This window comes from Stenotrophomonas sp. Steno-C17, assembly GCF_056393165.1.
Window position 1 is genome coordinate 71,058 of sequence record NZ_JBWJPD010000014.1, and the last position, 20,668, is coordinate 91,725.

Sequence of the window (20,668 nt, forward strand, 5' to 3'; positions counted from 1 at the left end):
AATAGCCTGAAGCGGCTAGGCCGGGTGGCGTAAAGAGGACCAGAACGGTGCCGTTAAGAGGGGGCGCTTCGCGCGCTCCCTTCCACGGATATTCCCTCTGATGATGACCCCGGCTGCCTCCCGATTTTCCGCCTCGCCGCCGAAGCGGACCCTGACCATTGCAACCCGCCTGGCGCTGCTGATGGTGGCGATCACCACGGTGGCCTTTGCCGCGCTGGCGATCCTGATCTACCGCGATACCGCCGACAGCTACCAGCAACGCGTCGCTGCGGGGCTGGATACCAGCACGGTGCTCATGCGCGATTCGGTGCAGCTGTACGACCGCAGCCTGGGCGAAAGCACCCAGCGCATTGCGGGTACCTTCCGCGCGATGCTGCCGCAGGGCGAGGCGCTGGCCGATGCCACCACGCCCATCGACGTGGTGGGCCGCAGTGTGCCGACCCTGCGCCTGGGCACGCAGGCGATCGGCCCGGCATCGACCGAGGTTGATCGCTTCGCCGAGGCGACCGGCGGCGTTGCCACCGTGTTCGTGCGTGACGGCGACGACTTCGTCCGCGTAGCGACTTCGTTGCGCAATGCGCAGGGCGAACGCGTGCTGGGGACCGTGCTGGACCACGCCAACCCGGCCTACGCGCGGGTGCGCGCGGGGCAGGGCTACACGGGGCCGGCACACCTGTTCGGCACCGATTACATGACCCACTACATGCCGATCCCGGCGGCCGATGGCAGCGTGGCGGGCATCGCGTTCGTGGGGCAGGATTACTCGCAGGGCCTGGCCGCGCTGAAGACGCGCCTGCGTGAGGCGACGCTGGGCCGCGAGGGACGCTTCATCGTCGTCGATACCCGCCAGGGCAAGGAGCGCGGCCGCGTGCTGGCCGCCGCCGATGGCGAAGGGGGCCTGCTGCAGGAACGCGTGGCCGTAGCGGATCTGCCGAACGTGCAGGCCCTGTTGGATGGCCGCAGCACGCAGGCGCGTCTGCGTCTGCGCCCGGCCGCGGGTGGCCCCGAGCAGGCCTGGTTCGCGACGGCGCAGCGCTATGGCGCCTGGCAGTGGCTGGTGATCGGCCTGGAGCCGGAGTCGGTGCTGGCAGAGGTACTGAACGGCCTGATGCTGCGCATCGCACTGATTTCCGCGCTGGCCCTGGCCACGGTGGTTGTGCTGATCGTGCTGGTGGTGCGGCGCCTGCTGGGGCGTCCGCTGGCCACGGCGGCGCAGGTCGCCCGCGATGTGGCCAGCGGGCGCCTTGACCGCGACATCGATGCCGGCCGCGATGATGAAGTCGGCCGTCTGCTCGGCTCGCTGCAGCAGATGCGCGCCAAACTGCGCGAGATCCTGCAGGCGCAGTCCACGATGAGCGAACGCCATGCAGCGGGCGCGGTCAGCCACCGGATCGACGAGCAGGCGTTCGAGGGTGAGTTCCGCACCATGGTGGCCGGCACCAACGCGCTGGTGTCGGCGCACCTGCAGACCCAGCAGCGCATGGTGGCCCTGGTCCAGCGCTACGCCGAAGGCGATCTGCAGCAGACCATGGACGTGCTGCCGGGCGAACAGGTGGCGATCACGCAGGCGCTGAACGGCGTGCGCGGCAAGCTGCAGGGCATCAATGGCGAGATCAAGCGGCTGGTTGCTGCGGCGGCCGCCGGTGATTTCAGCGTGCGCGGCGATGCGCAGGCCTTCGCCAATGACTTCCAGCAGATGGTGCACGGCCTGAACAGCGTGATGGCCACTGCCGATGACAACCTGCTGGCGCTGTCGGGTCTGCTGCGCAAGCTGGCTGCAGGCGATCTGCGGGACCGCATTGAAGGACAGTCGCAGGGGGTGTTCGCGCGCATGCGCGAGGACGCCAATGCAACGGTGGGGTCGCTGGCCGGCATCGTCGGCCGCATCCAGCAGGCCGCCGCTGCGGTCAGCACGGCCGCTGCGGAAATCGCTGCCGGCAACGATGATCTGTCCCGACGTACCGAACAGCAGGCTGCCAACCTGGAAGAGTCCGCCGCCTCGATCGAGGAGATGACCTCGGCCGTGCGGCAGAACGCCGATCACGCACGCCGCGCAGACCGCCTGGCGACCGAGGCGGCGCAGGTGGCCGGGCGCGGAGGCGTGGCCATGGCCGAGATGGAAGCGACGATGGGCCAGATCGATGCCGCCTCGCGGCGCATCGCCGAGATCATCTCGGTGATCGATGGCATCGCTTTCCAGACCAATATCCTGGCGCTGAATGCCGCCGTGGAAGCGGCACGTGCCGGCGAGGAAGGCCGCGGCTTCGCGGTGGTCGCCAGCGAGGTGCGCGCGCTGGCGCAGCGCTCGACGCTGGCGGCAGCGGAGATCAAGGGGCTGATCGAGGAATCGGTGGCCCGCGTGGCCGAAGGCAACGTGCTGGCCGGCGATGCCGGGCGCACCATCCAGGACGTGGTCGCCTCGGTGACCGAACTGGGCGGGCTGGTGGGCGAGATCGCCCATGCCTGCCAGGAACAGGCGGCCGGCATTGAACTGGTCAACCAGAGCATCGTGCAGATGGATGGCGTGACCCAGCAGAATGCCGCGCTGGTGGAAGAAGCCTCCGCTTCGGCCCGTTCGATGAGCGAACAGGCGCACGCATTGCAGGACGCGGCCGGCCGTTTCGTGCTGCAGCGGCGTCCGGAACTGGCCACGGCGTAAGGGCAGCAGGGCCCGGGAGGCGGTAGCGCAGGCTGCCGCCTGCCACCTGCGCACTTTGCCGCAGCGGGCGGGACGCGGACTGCGACGGCGTGCGCAACGAAATCGTAACAATTCGGGCGATAATGGGCGCTTGCGCAGTGGTTCCCCCTCTACCGCCCGGCTTGCGCAGGCCGCCCGGACGTCTCCCAAGAGCTTTCGATGCCTTCCCATATCGCTTCCCGTCGTTCGACGGGCATGTCGTCTTCCTCGCTTTCCTTCCGCCGCCACCCGCTGGCCCTGGCCTGTGCCGGCCTGGCCCTGGCCGTCAGCTTCGGCGCTGCCGCGCAGGACAGCGCACCGACCCCGACCGGCCTGGACACGATCACCGTGACCGCCGAGCACCGTGAGCAGAACCTGCAGGAAGTGCCGGTGTCGGTGGGCGTGGTGCAGGGCGATCGCATGCGCGATTTCACCGCCGGCGGCGATGACACGCTGCTGGCACTGTCCGGCCGCGTGCCCAGCCTGTATGCGGAAACCACCACCGGCCGCATCTTCCCGCGCTTCTACATCCGCGGCCTGGGCAACATCGACTTCTACCTGGGTGCCTCGCAGCCGGTGTCGATCATCCAGGACGACGTGGTGCTGGAACACGTGGTGCTGAAGTCCAACCCGGTCTACGACGTGGACCAGGTGGAAGTGCTGCGCGGCCCGCAGGGCTCGCTGTTCGGCCGCAACACCACCGCCGGCATCGTCAAGTTCGACACCCTGAAGCCGACGGACGAGTACACCGGCCGGGTCAGTGCCAGCTATGCCACCTACAACAGCGTGTCGGTCGATGGCGGCTTCGGTGGCCCGATCAATGACATCGCTTCGTTCCGCGTGTCGGCGCTGTACCAGCACCGCGATGACTACGTGGACAACACCTACCGTGGCCCCAGCGCCGACGGCACGGTCAGCCCGAAGAAGAACGCCATGGGCGGCTTCGATGACCGCAACGTGCGTGCGCAGCTGCTGCTCAAGCCCAGCGACCAGTTCTCGATCCTGGCCTCGGCCCACGCCCGCGATTACGACGGCACCTCGACCCTGTTCCTGCGCGGTGCGCTGACCAAGGGTTCGAACCAGACCGACGTGCCGCGCGACAAGGTCGCCTATGACGAAGCCGACAACAACCCGCAGGCCTACAAGACCTACGGCGGTTCGGTGAAGGCGATCTACGATTTCGGCGCGGTCGATTTCACCTCCATCACCGCCTACGAAACCACCTCCGGCTACAGCCGTGGCGACACCGACGGCGGTGCAGCGGCGGACTTCCCGTTCAATGGCGTGGCCAACGGCTACGGCCAGTCGATGGGTCAGATCCGTGACCTGGACCAGTGGACCCAGGAGTTCCGCCTGGCCAGCCACGATGACAGCGCCCTGCAGTGGCAGGCCGGCGCGTTCTATTTCAACGGCAGCGATACCACCGATTTCTACCAGCGCGGCTGGTTCCTGCAGGGCGCCGCGCGCAACCCGAACAACTGGGTGCGCCTGCGCAACAAGAACACCTCGTGGGCCGGTTTTGGCCAGATCAGCTACGCCTTCACCGACAAGTTCAGCGTGACCGCGGGCCTGCGCCAGACCCGCGACGAGAAGCACACGCGCCTGCTGAAGACCGCCGACACCGCCGCCGGTGTGGTGACCTACAAGGGCCGTACGGACGTGAAGATGTCCGATACCACCCCGAGCTGGGACATCAGCGCGATGTACCAGTTCAACCCGAACGTGAGCGTCTACGCGAAGGTGGCACGCGGTTTCCGTGGCCCGACCATCCAGGGCCGTTCGGCGGTGTTCAACGCTGATTTCACCACCGCCGATTCGGAGACCATCCTGTCCTGGGAAGCGGGCGTGAAGAGCAGCCTGTGGGACAACCGCCTGCGCCTGAATGCCACCGCGTTCACCTACACGGTCAACGACATCCAGCTCAACGGCAACGATTCGGATGGCAACGGCGTGCTGTTCAACGCTGACAAGGCCAAGGCCTACGGCTTCGAGGCGGACATGGAACTGCGTCCGATCCCGAACCTGACCCTGAGCGCTGGCGTCAGCCTGCTGCACAGCGAGATCCAGGACAAGCGCGTATACGCGCAGGTCTGTGGCCTGAACGGCCAGGTGGTGTGCACGGTGAACGACCCGACCATCAAGGTCGGCGCCAACACCTTCGCGCAGATCGATGGCAACCCGCTGCCGAATGCGCCGAAGTACAACATCAACTTCGCCGCGCGCTACGACATGCCGGTCAGCGATGCAGGCACGATGTTCGTGTCCACCGACTGGAACAAGCAGGGCTACACCAGCTTCGTGCTGTATGACAGCCAGGAGTTCAATTCGAAGGGCGACTTCGAAGGTGGCCTGAAGCTGGGCTATTCGGGCAATTACGGCGCGTACGAAGTGGCGCTGTTTGCACGCAACATCACCAACGAGAAGAACCTGAAGGGTGTGATCGAAAACTACATGGCGGCGGTGTACAACGAACCGCGTACCGTGGGTGTGTCGCTGAACATGAACTGGTAAGGCCTGTCTGATCCGGTAACGAGAACGGCGCTCATCGAGCGCCGTTTTTCTTTGCAGGCGCCATCGATACGCTTGCCGATGTGCACGCGGACCTGTCCAATAGCGGCCCCGCTCTTGTTGGATGGCTGTAGATGACGAATGGAATGGCGAAGGATGGCCTGTCGGCGGAAGATCTGGCATGGCGCGCGCAGGCGCGCAGCGCACTGCAGGCGCAGGACCATGCCGCGCTGGACGCCTTGCTGGCGCCGCACGAGCTGGCATGGCTGGATGGCGCCAAGCGCCTGCCCGGCATCCGCTGGCGCCTGCGCAACGTGCATGATGCAACGCTCAGCCTGGATCAGCGCCTGCAGCAGGCGCAGCAGTGGGTGGCCGCCGCGCCCGGCAGCTACTACGCGCACCTTCGCCTCGGCGCGTGCTGGGAGTCTGCCGCCGGTGCGCTGCGCAGTGCCGACGTAGCCGCGCTGGTGGAGGACAGCCAGTGGCTGGCCGCGCAGCTGGCCCGCGACCACGCCGTGCACGCCTACCTGCAGGCGATCCCGTTGTCACCGCGCCCGGCACTGGCGCTGGATGGCATCAAGCGGATCACCAGCTACCTGCGTGAGCCGAACTGGTTGCTGGCGCTGCAGGCGGGCCGACCCGCCGAGTCCGATGCGCAAGCACTGGCCGAACACTATCCGCAGGCCTGGCCACAGGCGCTGCAGCTGCTGTCGCGCTTCGGCACGCCGCTGTCGTCGCTGCCGAGCGAACTGCCCGCCGTGCTGCGCGGGCGCAGCGAAGACGATTTCGCTGCCCCGCTGGCGTACTGGATGCGCCTGGTGCTGGAACAGCGGCCCGATGACCTGAGCACGCTGGAAGACACGCTCTACTACCTGTACCCGCGCTGGGGCGGCAGCCACGAAGCGATGGAGGATTTCATCGAGGGCGGCTGGTGCCACGGCCTGGAGCTGGCGCAGCGCAACGCGTTGCGCTGGTGCAAGGAACAGGACTGGATGGGCGAGTTGCCGCGCCGCGATGATGCCGAGGCGATCGCTGCGCATGAGCGGGCCTATGAACAGATCCTCGACTGGCACCTGGAGCGCTCGGTGCGGGCACAGGTGCTGGCACAGCGTGCATCATTGCGCTACCGGCGGGGCCGCAGCGAGGACGACAGCGGCGATGTGCATTGGGACGCCACGCACATGCAGGCGGTGCTGGACGACCTGCAGCAGGCGTGGACGCTGGACCGTGACGTGGTCCTGCACGAAGGCTTCAGCAACCTGGAAGCCTGCGCGTGGTTCGCCCACGTGGAAGGTGCGCAGGCCCTGTTCGCGCAGGTCGTGGAATACGCCGCGCGCGAAGGTGATTCGGCGCTTGGCCTGCTCTGGGCCGCCAGTGCGATCGAGCACGGCCTGCTGGGGCTGACCGCCGATCCGCTGCGTGCACAGCCGCTGCTGCAGCGCGGCTTGCTGCTGGCAGCACAGCAGGACACGTCGACGGTCACCTTTGCGTCCAATCTGTTCTGTGATGTTTCCCAGCGCGCCGGACTTTCGCTGCTGCAGCGCATGGCCGAGGACGGTGACGCCGGTGCGATGGCCGCGCTGTGCGACCTGTACAAGGGGCGCCTGGGCGGCCGCGAGCAGCCGGAATTCGTCGATGCGGAAAAAGCGTTGCACTGGCAGGAGCGCGCGGTGGAAGGCGGCGATCTGATCGCGCTCTACAACCTGGGCGTGCGCCTGGTTGCAGCCGGTGGCGCCGCGAACCAGGCGCGTGCGCGCGAGGTGTACCTGCGCTGCCTGGCTGAGGCCGAGCCTGGCGAACGCGTGTGGGGCCCGACCTGCCGCAACCTGGCCTGCCTGGTCCTGGATGGCCAGAACGATGCCCACAAGCGCGAAGCGGTGGAACGCGCGCTGATCCCGCTGTGGTGGCGCGGCGACGCGCAGGACAGGCTGTGGGGCGCCGGCTACCTGGCCGATATCTACCATTTCGGCAACGGTGTGCCGGCCAACGCATTCCTGGCACTCACCTGGCTGCAGCGTGCCCGTGAGATCGATCCGGAGTACGTGGACGTGGTGCGCATGGCGCCGCTGATCAATGGCGAAGGCCGCTGGTTCGGTGCCAGCCGTGCGCGCCGGCAGCAGGAGCAGGATCGCCAGCAGGTGGACAGCGCGACCTGGGCCCTGACCTTTGGTCAGCGCGACCAGGACAGCGACCTTACCGCGGTCTGAAGCGCGACGAGGGTGGCCCGGACCAGCGGGCCGCCCTGGTCATGACGGCTGCGGGAGCGGGGGCTCAGGGCGTGGCGCTGACGCCCAGTCCCAGTGCCGGGTCGGGCGCTGCGCTGGGGCCCAGCACCTGCAGCTGCATCGCTTCCATGCGCTCGAGCACCTTGCGTTGCTTCGCGCTGAGCCCCTGCGAGGTGATCGCGATGTGCTTGCGCGCGGCGTCCAGCGGGGCCGGCTGGTAATGCACGGTGAAGCGCCGCAGCGCACACCCGGTCACGTTCTGCACGAGCGCGCAGTCGCCTGCATTGAAATCGACATCGCCATCGGCGGCAACGATGAAGGGGCTGAGCAGGATCTGCCCTTCGCGCGCGGTGAAGGCCAGCGGCGCATGGGCCTTGGCGATGACCGCCTGGATGCGCACGGCAGGGATGGTATCGGGGACGATCCGGTCTTCCCAGAACCCTTCCCTGGCTTCGGAGGTCTGGTAGTTCTGCGTGCCCCAGGACATGCAGTTGCCGGACGCAACGTGCACCGAGGTACACACCTGCCGGGAGTGCTGGTCGGTTGCGGTGTAGGGCGGCACCCAGACCTTCTTCCACGAATAGAAGCGGTAGTCGACGTCGGCCAGGCGGGTGGCGCCGATGTCCTTGGAGACCTCGTCCTTGGCGCCCAGCGGCTTCAGCTTGGCCACCCGGGTGTTCAGGCGATAGTTTTCCGCGCCATTGAGCAGGTACGTGCCCGGCGGAATGAGATGGACTTCGAACACGTCCATCAGCACCGTGCGCTGTGGGCCGGTCTCCAGTTCGTTGGTGTTGAACAGCTGTACGTAGCCCTGCGAGGGAATGTCCTTGTGCTGCCACGACACCCGCGCCGAGAAGCCGGGCAGGTCGGTCGAGCGGCGGCCCAGATGGAAGCCGGTGATGGGCGAGCCGACGCCCGGTCCACCGCTGTGCACGACATACGGGGCCGGCACCAGCACGGCGACCAGGCCGTCGCGGGTCGCACCGTCAATGATGTCCACCAGCTTGGCCCTGTTTTCCTTTTCCTGCTCGTAGGTGGGCCGCGTCGCGGGGCTGGCCATGGCGGGCGATGCCAGCAGCAGGGCACACGCTGCCGCGGTTTTCAGGGGGTTCATCGACGTCTCCTTGTCTGCACGGCGCCACCCTAGCACGGCCCTCGCGCAGCGGCGGTGCAGGGCGCCGCTGCATGCTAGGCTGGCGCGCTGTGTTGAACGGACCTCGACCATGATCCAGACGCTGTACCAGCAGTACGCCGACAGCCGCGCCGCCACGGCGCTGATCGAACAATGCCGGGCCCTGGTGGTGAGCTGGCGCTGGGCCAGCGGCGATATGGCGCACGACGCGCCGTTCACGGCTGAAAAGTATAGCTTCCGCCGCAGCCGCTGGCTGGAGGATGCCAAGGCGGACCCGGACGCGCATGTGCATCACGGGTTCGACGCGCAGGGGCGCATCGTGATGGCCGTAGCTGACAACGGCGCCAGGACGACGGTGTGGCTGCACGGCGTCGAGCAGCGGCACTGCGTGAGCTTTTATCGTGGCGGAAGCATTGCCTCGGCCCGCACCCTGCATGAACCGCAGGGGCGCCTGCAGTACAGTGAATTGACGGTGGGCCAGCGCGGCTACGACAGCACGTTCCATTGGGCGGGCGAGGTGCTGCAGCGCGTGGTGAAGCGAAACTGGCAGGAAGGCAACCCGACGTGGTGGTGCCAGGACGTGTACAGCTACGATGACGCAGGCGCGCTGGACCGCATCGAACTGCAGTATCTGCACGAGGACGGCACCCCGACCGGCAACCAGCGCCTGGAGTACCAGCGCCCGCGCCGCGGCGAATCCGTGGCCGCCGCCGCGGCCGATGTCGAACGCTTGCTGATGCAGGCCATTTCCGCCCAGCTGCCGCAGATTCCCCGCGGGGAGCCGCTGTATTGCCTGCTGCTGTGCTTCACCGATGGCGACTTCAGTTCGGCCTGGCCTCCGTTCATCACCTGGGGCCGCCAGTCCTACCGCGAGGCGGTGCTCGAGCGCGGGGAGGACATTGCGTACTACCTGTGGGCACCGGACGAAATGCGTGCCGGGCAGCGCGACGAGGATGAATGCTGGTTCGAGGAGCCGGCACTGCTGGACGCATGCAAGCGGCATGGCCGGCTGATGGAACTGCGCGGCAGCACGACCTCCGCCATGCGCCTGCTCGCGCGGGTGGCGGCCTGGCTGGACGCGCCGGAACAGCGTGCATTGCTGCACACCACCGACGATTTCGTGGTCGCGGTGGCCGACAACACCGGTTCGGTGGACCCACTGCCGGCGATGCGCAAGGCGATCGGCCGGCAGCGCTGGGCGCAGCTGAAGGCGCGCGGCTACGTCTGATCCTGGGCGCCGGGCCCGGTCGGCCCGGCGCGATGCCGTGCTACGCCGGCAGCAAGGCCTGCAGCCGGGCTTCCAGTTCCTGCTGGCGCCAGCCGGCCAGCGCCGCCGGCCACTGGCGGCGCTCCAGGTAGCTTTCCAGATGTTTGCGCGAGGCCAGCACACCATCGGCCAGGCCCAGCTCGCGGCTGCGTTCGGCGACCGCGTCCTGCAGCTTCTTGATGGTCTTCTTGTCGGCATCGCTGGCCTGTACCGCCAGCGGCGCCTCAGCCTCGTCGGCCAGTGGGGTCTGCAGCGCCTGCCAGACAGCGCCGGCCAACTTGCGCGGGGCCTTCGGGAACTGCTCGAACAGCTTGCCCAGCGCGGCAGCATCGGCCGGCGGGGTGCGCGCCAGGGTGGCGGCCAGTTCATTGTCCAGGATCCAGCTGCGCGGGCGGTCGCTGCTGCGGGCCTGGGTATCGCGCCAGCGCAGCAGGCGCAGCAGGCGATGCTGTGCGGCGGCGTCGAGGAACTGCGCCGCGCGCATGCCCAGGTGCGGCCAGCGGTCTTCGTCGTTGGCAGCGTTGGCCAGCAGGCGCTCGGCATCGTCCTGCAGCCACTGGCGCCGGCCCAGCGCCTGCAGCTTGGCCTCGATCGCATCATGCAGGGCGAACAGGTGTTCGACGTCGTCGGCGGCGTACTGCAGCTGCGATTCGGAAAGCGGGCGGCGCATCCAGTCCGAGCGCGTTTCGCCCTTGGCCAACGCCACCCCGGTGATCTCCTGCACCAGCTTCTGGTAGCCCATGCCGCCGCCGATACCGGCCAGCGCCGCGCCGATCTGGGTGTCGAACAGGGGACGGGGCAGCACGCCACAGGTCCACTTGAAGGCGACCAGGTCTTCGCTGGCGCTGTGCATGACCTTGACGATCGATTCGTCGGTCAGCCACGGCGCCAGCGCTTCGGGCATGCCCGGAATCAGCGGGTCGATCAACAGGATGTCGCTGCCCACGGCCATCTGCACCAGGGCCAGCTGCGGCCAGAAGGTGCGCTCGCGGATGAATTCGGTGTCCAGGCCGATACGGGCCGGGCGCTGCTGGCGGTACGCGTCCAGCTCGGCGGGGGTGGTGATCCAGATTGCCACGGGTCGGGGCCTGCTACTCGGGTTTGCTCAGGCAGGGGAGAATAGCCTAACGTCGGTGCGCGTCCGTACCGAAGGAGCCTCCGTTTGCGTTTTCCGCTGCCGATCGCGCTGTGTACTGCCCTGGCACTGGGGCTGGCCGCGTGTACGCCATCGCCGCCTGCGCCCTCGTCGGCGCAGGAACCGGAACGGCCGCGGCCCAAGGCAAATGAGGCCGCCGCCGCAGCGGCCACGGGCACGGTAACCATTGCCGGTGAAGACGCAAGTGAGGATGTGCAGCGCTGGACGCCGCCGCGGGTGGATCGGCAAGGGCGGACGCTGGCGCAGTTGCGGCGTGCCGCCGAACAGGCCCATGCCGCCGGCCACCTGTACGAAGACAGTGATGCGGCCATTCCGCTGTGGTTGGCGGTGCAGGAGGAAGCGCCGGACGACCGTGCTGCCCGTGCCGGCCTGGTGCGGGCCCGGCAGCGCCTGCAGCAGCAGGTCGACGCGCTGCTGGCGCGGCCGCTGCAGCAGCGCGAGGCGCTGGCCGAGGCCGGGCGACAAGCACTGGTGCTGCTGACCCTGGCCCCCAATGACCCGAAGGTGCGCGCGCTGCAGGGGCGGGTCGAGACCGCGCAACGCGTGGTGGCCTACAACCGGTCGGGTGAGGACGATCTGCGCGCGGGCCGTATCGGCGAGGACGGCGATGGCGCCATTCCGGCCTTCCGTGAAGCGCTGGCGCTGGATGCGGACAACCGCCGTGCCCGGCAGGGCCTGGCGGCCGCAGAGAGTGCGTTGATCCGGCGTGCCGAGGATGCCGCGCGCATCCGCGATTTTGCTTCGGCCGGCGCCTGGCTGGCCGAAGCCAGCAAGGTGCGTGATTCCTCGCCCACCATTGCCGACGCGTTCGAGCGCATCGAGCAGATCCGCGCGGCGGCACTGGTCCAGCTGCGCGACAGCGGCCTGCAGGATTTGGCCACGCCGCAGGGCCTGAAGCCGGCGCGGGAGAAACTGGCTGAGGCGCTGCGCATTGCGCTGCCCGGTGATGCGGTGGTGGCACAGTTGCGCGAGCGCATCGATCTGGCGACCCACTACGGCAGCTTCCGTCCGGGGCAGGTGTTCAGTGATGCACTGCGCGACGGCGGGCGTGGCCCGCAGATGATCGTGGTGCCGCACGGCGGCTTCCAGATGGGGGCCGGTGACACCGAGCCCGGCGCCACGGACGCCGAGCGCCCGTCGCACTACGTGCGCTTCGAGCGTGGCTTCGCCATGGCGATCACCGAGGTGACCGTCGCTGATTTCGAGCGTTTCGTGAAGGCCACCAACGCGCGCCCGCGTGCGACGCGGCGCGGCCATTCGGTGGTGTACGACGAGCGCAGCGGCAATTTCATCCGCCGCAGCGGCGTGGACTGGCGTTCGGACTACGACGGCAGCCGCGCCATGGGCAATTCGCCGGTGATGCACGTGAGCGTGCGCGACGCGGAAAACTACGCCACCTGGCTGTCCGAGCAGACCGGCCGGTCGTACCGCCTGCCCAGCGAAGCCGAGTTCGAGTACGCGCTGCGCGCGGGCGGCAGTGGACGCTACGCCTGGGGCGATGCCGGCCTGCCGCCGCCGGGCAGCGGCAACTACACCGGCAGCCAGGACGTTTCCCCCTCGGGCCGGCACTGGCACAACGCCTTCGTGGGATATGGCGATGGCTGGTGGGGGCCGGCGCTGGTGGGCAGCTTCCAGGCCAATGCCTTCGGCCTGCATGACATGGGCGGCAACCTGAGCGAATGGGTCGCCGACTGCTGGCACGCCAGCTACCGCCGCGCCCCGGCCGACGGCGTGGCCTGGTACAACCCGGGCTGCCGTGCGCGGGTGATCCGTGGCGGCAACTGGGCCAACGCCCCCGAGCAGACCCGTGCGGCGTGGCGGCAGTCGCAGGATTCGGATACGACCAACGCCCGCATCGGCTTCCGCCTGGTCCGCGGCATCTGATGCGGCCGCTTCACCCCGCGCAGGCAGCGGCGCACTAAGATTGCAGCGTGCCCGCCGGCCGGCGGGGTCCGCCGGAAGCCCTGCCGATGCGCAACGATCCCTTCTCCCGCTCGCCGCAACAGGGCTCGCCCCGGCGCGGACTGTTCGGCAACATCCGTTGGTGGGTGCTGCTGCTGGCTGCCGGGTATGCGGCGTTCTACTGGTTCTCCAACCGCACGGTGGACCCGTACACGGGCGAGAAGGTGCTGATCGACAGCAGCCTGGACGCCAGCGAGGAGCGCGCACTGGGCCTGCAGGCCTACCAGCAGATCCTGGCGCAGGAGCGGCCACTGGACCCCAACGCGCAGATCTCGCGTGATATCCGCGACATTGCCCAGCGCCTGATTGCCAAGGTGGATGTGGTGGAAACCGCATTGGCGCAGGAGCATGGCCTGCAGCCAGCGCATTTCTCCCGCGATTTCGAGTGGGAGGTGAACGTCATTCCCAGTGACCAGGCCAATGCGTTCTGTCTGCCCGGTGGCAAGATGGCCGTGTATACCGGGCTGGTGCCGGTGGCGCGCACCACCGACGCGATGGCGGTGGTGATGGGCCACGAGATCGCGCATGCGCTGCTGCGTCATGGTGCGCAGCGCATGGCGCAGCAGAAGCTGACCCAGATCGGGCAGATGGCTGGCGCGGCCAGCGGCATGGATGCGCAGCAGCAACAGATGATGATGTCGGCGATGGGCTATGGCTATCTGCTGCCGTATGCGCGCAGCCACGAGACGCAGGCCGACGAAGTGGGTCTGATGCTGGCCGCGGCCGCGTGCTTCGATCCGCGCGAGGCGATTCCGCTGTGGCAGCGCATGGGTCAGGCCAGCGGCGGTCAGTCGCCGCCGGAGTTCTCTTCAACCCACCCCAATCCGGGTACGCGCATCCAGAACCTGCAGGCGTTGATGCCGAAGGCACTGGAGTACCGGCAGAAATTCTGCGAGCAGGCGCAGTAGGGGGGGGTGGCAGGGCTTGCAGCCCTGCACCTGCTTGGGGCAACGGCAACGTCAAAAGCGGATTTCATGAGGATGGCGGGGCGGTGTCGGAGTGCGGGGACGCCGCAAGTACGTCCTTGTAGGCTTGGCAGCCGCATCCATGCGGCTGACACCCCGCACTCCGACACCGCCCCGCCTCTGACAGTTTCCCGCGATCTGTCGGAACGGCGTTCTGCTCTGGTGGGTGTCGACCTTGGTCGACACTGTAGATCCACGCCATGCGTGGATGAATCTGTCAGACATCGAAAAGAATTCCGGGGTCAGAGCCCGTTGCGCAGCAACGGGATCCGACCCCGGGCCGTTCCCGCAGCCGCGTGAATCTGTCGAAGGTGGGGCGGTGTGGGTGGGCAGGACCGCAGGCGCCATGGATGGCGCCTACGAGCCCCCATGGATGGGTTTACGGCGTGTCCTGCCCACCCACACCGCCCCGCCAACCAGGGACAGCCCGCTGTTGCTTTTGACGTTGACGTTGACGTTGACGTTGACATTGATTCGGCAGGTGCAGGGCGCAGCCCTGCCGAACAACCCCTACTTGACCTGCACGTCGATCACGCCGTCGCCGACGCGGGCCTGCAGCGCATCGCCTGGCTGCACCTGGCCGGTGTGGCGCACCAGCGCGCCATCTTCGGCACGGGTCAGGATGCTGTAGCCACGCGCCACCGTGGCGAGGGGACTGACCGCTTCCAGCGAGCGTGCCAGCCCGCGCAGGCGCAGGGCGTCGCGTTCCAGCAGCCGCTGCATCGCCGCCTGTGGGCGCCCACGCAGGGTGAGCAGGCGCCGTTGCATTTCGTCCAGCTGGCGCTGTGGGTGGTGCGCACGCAGCACGGCCGCCGCATGGCGCACGCGGGCAGCGCGCCGTTCCTGCTGTTGCTGGAAGGCGGCCTGCAGACGCCGGCCCAGGTCCAGCTGGCGCCGACGCAGCAGATCCAGGCGGGCCTGCGGGCTCTGCGCGTTCAGCCGCAGCAACGCACGGTCGGCGCGTTGCATGGCCTGCTGCATCGTATGCCGCTGCAGCTGCACCATGCGCGCCGCGCTGCGGCGCAGGCGAACGGTCAGTTCGCGCTGGTCCGGCACCAGCAGTTCGGCCGCGACCGACGGCGTGGGCGCGCGCAGGTCGGCGGCGAAATCGCTGAGGCTGAAGTCGGTTTCGTGGCCGACGGCCGACACCACCGGCGTGGCGCTGGCGGCGATCGCACGGGCCAGGGCTTCGTCATTGAAGGCCCAGAGGTCTTCCAGTGAACCACCACCACGGGTGAGCAGGATCACGTCGTAGCGCCCGCTGGCGTCGGCGGCCTGCAGCAGGCGGGTGATCTGCGCGGCGGCGGTGCTGCCCTGTACCAGGGTCGGCAGCAGGTCCACTTCCAGCAGCGGGAAACGCCGCGCCAGGACGCTCAGGACGTCGCGCACCGCGGCACCGGTGGGTGAGGTGATCACCGCCAGGCGCTGCACGTGTGCCGGCAGGGCGCGCTTGCGCGCGGGATCGAACAGCCCCTCGGCCTGCAGGCGTGCCTTCAGTTCCTCGAAGGCGCGGCGCAGGGCGCCTTCGCCGGCTTCTTCCATGTGGTCGAGCACCATCTGGTACTCGCCGCGGGCGTCATACAGCGTCACCTTGCCGCGCACCAGCACGCGCATGCCTTCGCGCGGCACGAACTTCAGGTACTGCGCCTTCATCCGGAACATCGCCGCACGCAGCTGGGCGCGCGCATCCTTCAGGGTGAAGTACAGGTGCCCGGAGGCGGGCCGGGCCACGCTGCCCAGTTCCGCTTCCAGCCAGATGGCGGGGAAACTGCCTTCCAGCAGGTCGCGGGCCAGGGTGTTCAGCTGGCTGGGGGTGAGAATGTCGTTGTTGCGTGGCTGCATGGGTACGGCGTGCGGCAGGTGGAGCGGGCGCTCAGGATCGCACGTCAGGCCGCACCGTGCTGGGCCAGGGCCCATTGCACGTGTTCGCGCACCAGTGGCGAGGGATCATCCCGTCGCGTCTGCAGGGCGGCCAGTGCTTCGGCCGATGCCGGCGCATTGCCCAGCGCCACGGCGATATTGCGCAGCCAGCGCTCGTGGCCGCTGCGACGGATCGGGCTGCCTTCGGTACGGCGCAGGAACTCGGCTTCATCCCAGGCGAACAGCTGGTCCAGGCGCGCGGTATCGAGGTTGTTGCGCGCACGGAAATCGGCTTCGTCGGTGCGCTTGGCGAACTTGTTCCACGGGCAGACCAGCTGGCAGTCATCGCAGCCATAGATGCGGTTGCCGATCAGCGGGCGCATGTCTTCGGGAATGGCGCCGTCGTGCTCGATGGTCAGGTAGGAAATGCAGCGCCGTGCATCCAGCCGCTGCGGCGCGGTGATCGCCTGGGTCGGGCAGACATCGATGCAGCGGGTACAGGTGCCGCAGTGCGCGGTGGCCGGGGCGTCGATCGGCAGCGGAATGTCGATGTAGATCTCGCCGATGAAGAACCAGGAACCGCCATGGCGGTCGATCAGGCAGGTGTGCTTGCCGATCCAGCCCAGCCCGGCGTTGCGCGCCAGCGCGCGTTCCAGCACGGGCGCCGAATCGACGAACACGCGGTAGCCCAGCGGTGCCACTTCGTCGTTGATCTGCGTGGCCAGCTTCTGCAGGCGGTTGCGCATCAGCTTGTGGTAGTCGCGGCCCAGCGCGTAGCGCGCCACGTAGGCGCGGCCGGGGTCAGCCAGGGTGGCCCAGGCCTCGGTGTCATCCTTGTGGCTGTAGTCCATGCCGACCGAGATCACCCGCACCGTGCCGGGCAGCAGTTCAGCAGGGCGTGCACGCAGGGTGCCGTGGCGCGCCATCCAGTCCATGGTGCCGTACAGGCCCTGGCCCAGCCAGTCGGCCAGGTGCGCTTCGTCCTCGCCCAGCTCGATGCCGGCAATGCCGCAGCGCTGGAAGCCGTGCGCGCGCGCCAGATCGCGGATGCGCTGCACGGCCAGGGCCGGATCGAGGGGGGCAGGAACAGGGGACATGCGCACCAGTATAAAATCTCCGCATGGCCAACCTTGCCGATCTGTTCGATTCCGCTGCTGCGCGTGCGCTCGATGCGCAGGCGTCGGCGCTCGCCGGCGATGGCGGCTGGGAACTGATGGCCCAGGCTGGGCTGGCGGCCTGGCAACGCCTGTTGCGGCACTGGCCGCAGGCGCTGCACGTGGGCGTGGTGGTGGGCAGCGGCAACAACGGTGGCGATGGCCTGGTACTGGCCCGCCATGCGCAGCTGGCCGGGCGCCGGGTGAGCGTGCTGACCCTGCCCGGAAAGCCGCCGGCCACCGCGCTGGCACGGCGCGCCGCGGCGGATTTCAAGTCCGTTGGCGGGGCGCTGGCCGCGTTCGATGGAACGCTGCCCGACGCCGATGTCTGGGTGGACGCCCTGTTCGGCCTCGGCTTTGACCGCGCGCCGGAAGGCGAGGCGAGGGCGGTGATCGAAGCGCTGAACGCGCAGGGCGCCCCGCTGTTGGCCCTGGACGTGCCCAGCGGCGTCGATGCCGACCGCGGCAGTGCGCCCGGGGTGGCGGTGCGTGCGGCGCTGACGCTGCAGTTCATCGTGCCGCATCGCGGCCTGTATACCGGCGACGCGCTGGAGCATGCAGGCCAACACGCGCTGGCGGCGCTGCAGCTGCCCAAGGCCGCCTGGCAGGGCGTGAAGGCGGCCGCCGAATGCTGGGCCGGTGATCGCCTGGTCGCGCTGCTGCCGCCGCGGCGGGCCAACACCCACAAGGGGGAATCCGGCCACGTGCTGTGCGTGGGCGGCAACCACGGCAGTGGCGGTGCCATCGCACTGGCGGCCGAAGCGGCACTGCGCGCGGGTGCTGGCCTGCTGAGCATCGGCACCCGCCGCGATCACGTCGGCCCCTTGCTGGCCCGCTTGCCCGAAGCCATGGCGCACGCGCTGGAGGACGGTGACGCACTGCCGGCGTTGCTGGCCAAGGCCGGCGTGGTGGCGATCGGTCCGGGGCTGGGCCAGGACGACTGGGCGCGGGCGCTGTTTGCGCGGGTCACCACCTGCGGCAAACCGCTGGTGATCGACGCCGACGCGCTGAACCTGCTGGCCCAGGACCCGCACACCATCGCCGATGCCATCCTGACCCCGCACCCGGGCGAAGCGGCGCGTCTGCTGGACACCACCACCGCCGCCATCCAGGCCGATCGTGCCGGCAGTGCGCAGGCGCTGGCGCAGCGCTATCACGCCGTGGTGGTGCTGAAAGGCGCCGGCAGCATCGTCGCTGCGCCGGGGCAGACGCCGCGCCTGATCGCCGCAGGCAACCCCGGCATGGCCGTGGGCGGCATGGGCGACCTGTTGACCGGCATCATTGCCAGCCTGCGCGCGCAGGGCCTGTCGGCCTTCGATGCGGCCGCCGCGGGTGCGTTGCTGCACGCCCTGGCTGGAGACGCCGCCGCGGCCGATGGCGCACGCGGCCTGCTTCCTACTGATCTGCTGGCGCCCCTGCGGCGGCTGGCCAACCCGGAATGACCCCGATGACCGAATTTTTCCTTGCCGACCCCGAGGCCACTGAACTGCTCGGCCAGTGGCTGGCGGCCACCCGTCCGCCGCAGGCGGTGGTTGAACTGCGTGGCGACCTGGGCGCTGGCAAATCCACCACCGCCCGTGCGCTGCTGCGCGCGCTGGGCGTGCAGGGGGCCATCCGCAGCCCGACCTACACCCTGGTCGAGCGCTATCCGCTGGCCAGCGGCGGCGAGGCCTGGCACCTGGACCTGTACCGCATCGGCCAGGCCGGTGAGCTGGATTTCCTGGGGTTGGACGAGGGCAGTGCGGTGCTGTGGCTGGTGGAATGGCCCGAGCGCGGCGCCGGTGCGCTGCCGCCCACGGACCTGGTGGTGGCGCTGGAGATCGAGGGCCAGGGTCGACGCGTGCGTCTCACCGGGGCCAGCGACGCTGGACGTGAATGGCTGACTCGTCTACCCGACGGGGGCGACTTGCAGGCCATTTCTGTCGCCTGACGAGAACAAACACCGGCAGGTTACGGATTATTAAGGAAAAAGGTGTTGCATTCCGTTCAGCGCGGTGATTGAATCCTGAGCCATGCGCCTGGGGAACCGTCTCATCGCCATCTGTGCCGCCGTCGGACTGGGTCTGACGAGCGCGGCTGCGTGGGCGGGTGAAGTACGCCAGGTGGTGCTGAATACCGGCTCGACCGGCACCCGCGCGGAAATCGCGCTGGTCGGCAGTGGCGGCTACAAGACCCTGTCACTGTCGTCGCCGAACCGGCTGGTGGTCGATTTCCCCGACTCCAGCGCGGTGCGCAACCTGAAGATGCCGGCGGCGCAGGGCGTAGTGACGGCCGTGCGTACCGGTCAGCCGGTGCCCGGCACCTTCCGCGTGGTGTTCGACCTGGCCGAATCGTTTGCGCCGTTCCGCCCGCAGATGCAGCGCGACGGCAATGCATCCACCCTGGTGATCGAATGGCCGGGCGATGGTCCGGCGCCGGTGGCCAGTGCCCCCGCCGCGCAGGCGCCTGTCGCTGGCCCCGCGGCGGCGCCCACGGCTGCGGCGCAGAGCGCGCAGACCCGCGGCGATGCGGCGCGTGCCACGGCATTGTTGACCGCACAGGTGCAGCAGCAGGCCAGTGCCAGTGCGGCTGCGCCGGTGGCGCCGGCACCGGCCCCGACCACGACGCCCGCGCAGGTGGCCGCTGCCGGCACCGTGGCGGCCAGTGCTCCGGCTGCCGGTTCCCCGGCCGCCATTCTGGCCGGTCAGCCGACCAAGGCCGTGGTCAGCACGCCTGCCGCGCCGGCCCCGACGCCGGCCGCCCCGACCCCGGCGCCGCGCCCGGCCATGCCCAGCGATGCCTCGCGCATCCGCATGCAGCCCGGCATGCGCCACCTGGTGGTGGCGATCGATCCCGGGCATGGCGGACAGGATCCGGGTGCGATCGGCCCGACCGGCAAGCGCGAGAAGGACGTGACCCTGGCGGTTGCGCGTGAGCTGGCGCGTCAGGTCAACGCCACGCCGGGCCTGAAGGCCTTCCTGACCCGCGACAGCGACGTCTTCATCCCGCTGCCGATGCGTGCGCAGAAGGCGCGTGCGAACAAGGCCGACATCTTCATTTCGATCCATGCCGACGCCGCGGAAAACCGCTCGGCCACCGGTTCTTCGGTGTACGTGCTGTCCACCAAGGGCGCTTCGTCGCAGCGCGCGCGCTGGCTGGCGGACAAGGAAAACGCGGCCGACCTCGTCGGTGGCGTGCGCCTGCAGCAGACCGAAGGCACTCTGGCCAGCGTGCTGCTGGACCTGGCCCAGAGCGGCTACATGAAGGCGTCCGAAGATGCGGCCGGGCACGTGCTGGGCGGCTTGAAGCGGATCGGCAACAACCACAAGCCGAACATCGAGCGGGCAAACTTCGCGGTGCTGCGCACCTCGGATATGCCGGCCATGCTGGTGGAAACGGCGTTCATCTCCAACCCGGACGAAGAGCGTCGCCTGACCGACCCGGCCTACCAGCGCAAGGTGGCGGGTGCCGTGCTGGATGGCGTGCACACCTTCTTCAGCCGCCAGCCGCCCCCGGGCACGTTGTATGCCGCCCGCGCCCAGGCGGAGATCGACGCGGCGGCCACCATGGCCGGCGGCAGCAAGTAACCCCCTGCCGGTAGAGTCGACCGTTGGTCGACTACGCGCGCAGCGCGGGGTTTTCGCGCCAGGCCAGGGGCAGTCGACTGACAGTCGACTCTACCGCGCGCAGCGCGGGCATGGCCGGCGGCAGCAAGTGTAGAGTCGACCGTTGGTCGACTGCGCGCGCAGCGCGGGGGTTTCGCGCCCGGCCAGGGGCAGTCGA

At 69.0% G+C, this 20,668-nt stretch carries 13 protein-coding genes; 9 read left to right on the plus strand and 4 right to left on the minus strand.

The genetic code is table 11. The annotated features are described in order from the left end of the window. The first annotated feature begins 100 nt into the window (after positions 1–100). From AC06FA_RS13710 to AC06FA_RS13720, 3 genes are all read left to right on the plus strand, one after another. A complete protein-coding gene (locus AC06FA_RS13710; protein WP_478068775.1) occupies positions 101–2,659 on the plus strand; it encodes a Cache 3/Cache 2 fusion domain-containing protein in 2,559 nt (852 codons plus the stop codon). 234 nt (positions 2,660–2,893) lie between these two features. Further along, positions 2,894–5,188 carry a TonB-dependent receptor gene (locus tag AC06FA_RS13715; protein WP_478068816.1) on the plus strand — a complete coding sequence of 765 codons (2,295 nt, stop codon included), beginning with the start codon at positions 2,894–2,896 and terminating at the stop codon, positions 5,186–5,188. A 131-nt stretch (positions 5,189–5,319) separates the two neighbouring features. Beyond that, positions 5,320–7,392: a DUF4034 domain-containing protein gene (locus tag AC06FA_RS13720; protein WP_478068776.1), complete on the plus strand. Its 2,073-nt coding sequence runs from the start codon at positions 5,320–5,322 to the stop codon at positions 7,390–7,392. Between the two features lie 64 nt (positions 7,393–7,456). Here the strand turns inward: AC06FA_RS13720 and AC06FA_RS13725 are convergent, their stop codons facing one another. Further along, positions 7,457–8,524: a hypothetical protein gene (locus tag AC06FA_RS13725; RefSeq protein ID WP_478068777.1), complete on the minus strand. Its 1,068-nt coding sequence runs from the start codon at positions 8,522–8,524 to the stop codon at positions 7,457–7,459. Positions 8,525–8,633: 109 nt separating this feature from the next. Between AC06FA_RS13725 and AC06FA_RS13730 the strand changes: the two genes are divergently transcribed. Continuing rightward, positions 8,634–9,770, plus strand: a complete 1,137-nt coding sequence (locus AC06FA_RS13730; RefSeq protein ID WP_478068778.1) for a hypothetical protein — start codon at positions 8,634–8,636, stop codon at positions 9,768–9,770. A 40-nt stretch (positions 9,771–9,810) separates the two neighbouring features. Here the strand turns inward: AC06FA_RS13730 and rnd are convergent, their stop codons facing one another. Next, positions 9,811–10,887 (minus strand): ribonuclease D, encoded by a 1,077-nt coding sequence (gene rnd, locus AC06FA_RS13735; RefSeq protein WP_478068779.1) that lies wholly within the window; start codon positions 10,885–10,887, stop codon positions 9,811–9,813. Between the two features lie 84 nt (positions 10,888–10,971). Here rnd and AC06FA_RS13740 point away from each other — a divergent pair, with 84 nt between their 5' ends. Together AC06FA_RS13740 and AC06FA_RS13745 are read left to right on the plus strand one after the other, a co-directional pair. After that, a complete protein-coding gene (locus AC06FA_RS13740; RefSeq protein ID WP_478068780.1) occupies positions 10,972–12,849 on the plus strand; it encodes an SUMF1/EgtB/PvdO family nonheme iron enzyme in 1,878 nt (625 codons plus the stop codon). A gap of 86 nt (positions 12,850–12,935) precedes the next feature. Continuing rightward, positions 12,936–13,835, plus strand: coding sequence for a M48 family metallopeptidase (locus AC06FA_RS13745; RefSeq protein WP_478068781.1), 900 nt, complete (start codon positions 12,936–12,938; stop codon positions 13,833–13,835). A gap of 567 nt (positions 13,836–14,402) precedes the next feature. Here the strand turns inward: AC06FA_RS13745 and xseA are convergent. Then, on the minus strand, positions 14,403–15,734 hold the full coding sequence (gene xseA / locus AC06FA_RS13750; protein ID WP_478068782.1) for an exodeoxyribonuclease VII large subunit: 1,332 nt from the start codon (positions 15,732–15,734) through the stop codon (positions 14,403–14,405). A 44-nt stretch (positions 15,735–15,778) separates the two neighbouring features. Further along, positions 15,779–16,849: a tRNA epoxyqueuosine(34) reductase QueG gene (gene queG, locus AC06FA_RS13755; RefSeq protein ID WP_478068783.1), complete on the minus strand. Its 1,071-nt coding sequence runs from the start codon at positions 16,847–16,849 to the stop codon at positions 15,779–15,781. Positions 16,850–16,872: 23 nt separating this feature from the next. Here queG and AC06FA_RS13760 point away from each other — a divergent pair, with 23 nt between their 5' ends. The 3 genes from AC06FA_RS13760 (at position 16,873) to AC06FA_RS13770 (ending at position 20,472) form a co-directional block, all read left to right on the plus strand. Beyond that, positions 16,873–18,348 (plus strand): NAD(P)H-hydrate dehydratase, encoded by a 1,476-nt coding sequence (locus AC06FA_RS13760; RefSeq protein WP_478068784.1) that lies wholly within the window; start codon positions 16,873–16,875, stop codon positions 18,346–18,348. Positions 18,349–18,353: 5 nt separating this feature from the next. Continuing rightward, positions 18,354–18,836 (plus strand): tRNA (adenosine(37)-N6)-threonylcarbamoyltransferase complex ATPase subunit type 1 TsaE, encoded by a 483-nt coding sequence (tsaE, locus tag AC06FA_RS13765; protein ID WP_478068785.1) that lies wholly within the window; start codon positions 18,354–18,356, stop codon positions 18,834–18,836. An 82-nt stretch (positions 18,837–18,918) separates the two neighbouring features. After that, positions 18,919–20,472: an N-acetylmuramoyl-L-alanine amidase gene (locus AC06FA_RS13770; protein WP_478068786.1), complete on the plus strand. Its 1,554-nt coding sequence runs from the start codon at positions 18,919–18,921 to the stop codon at positions 20,470–20,472. The last annotated feature ends 196 nt before the right edge of the window (positions 20,473–20,668 follow it).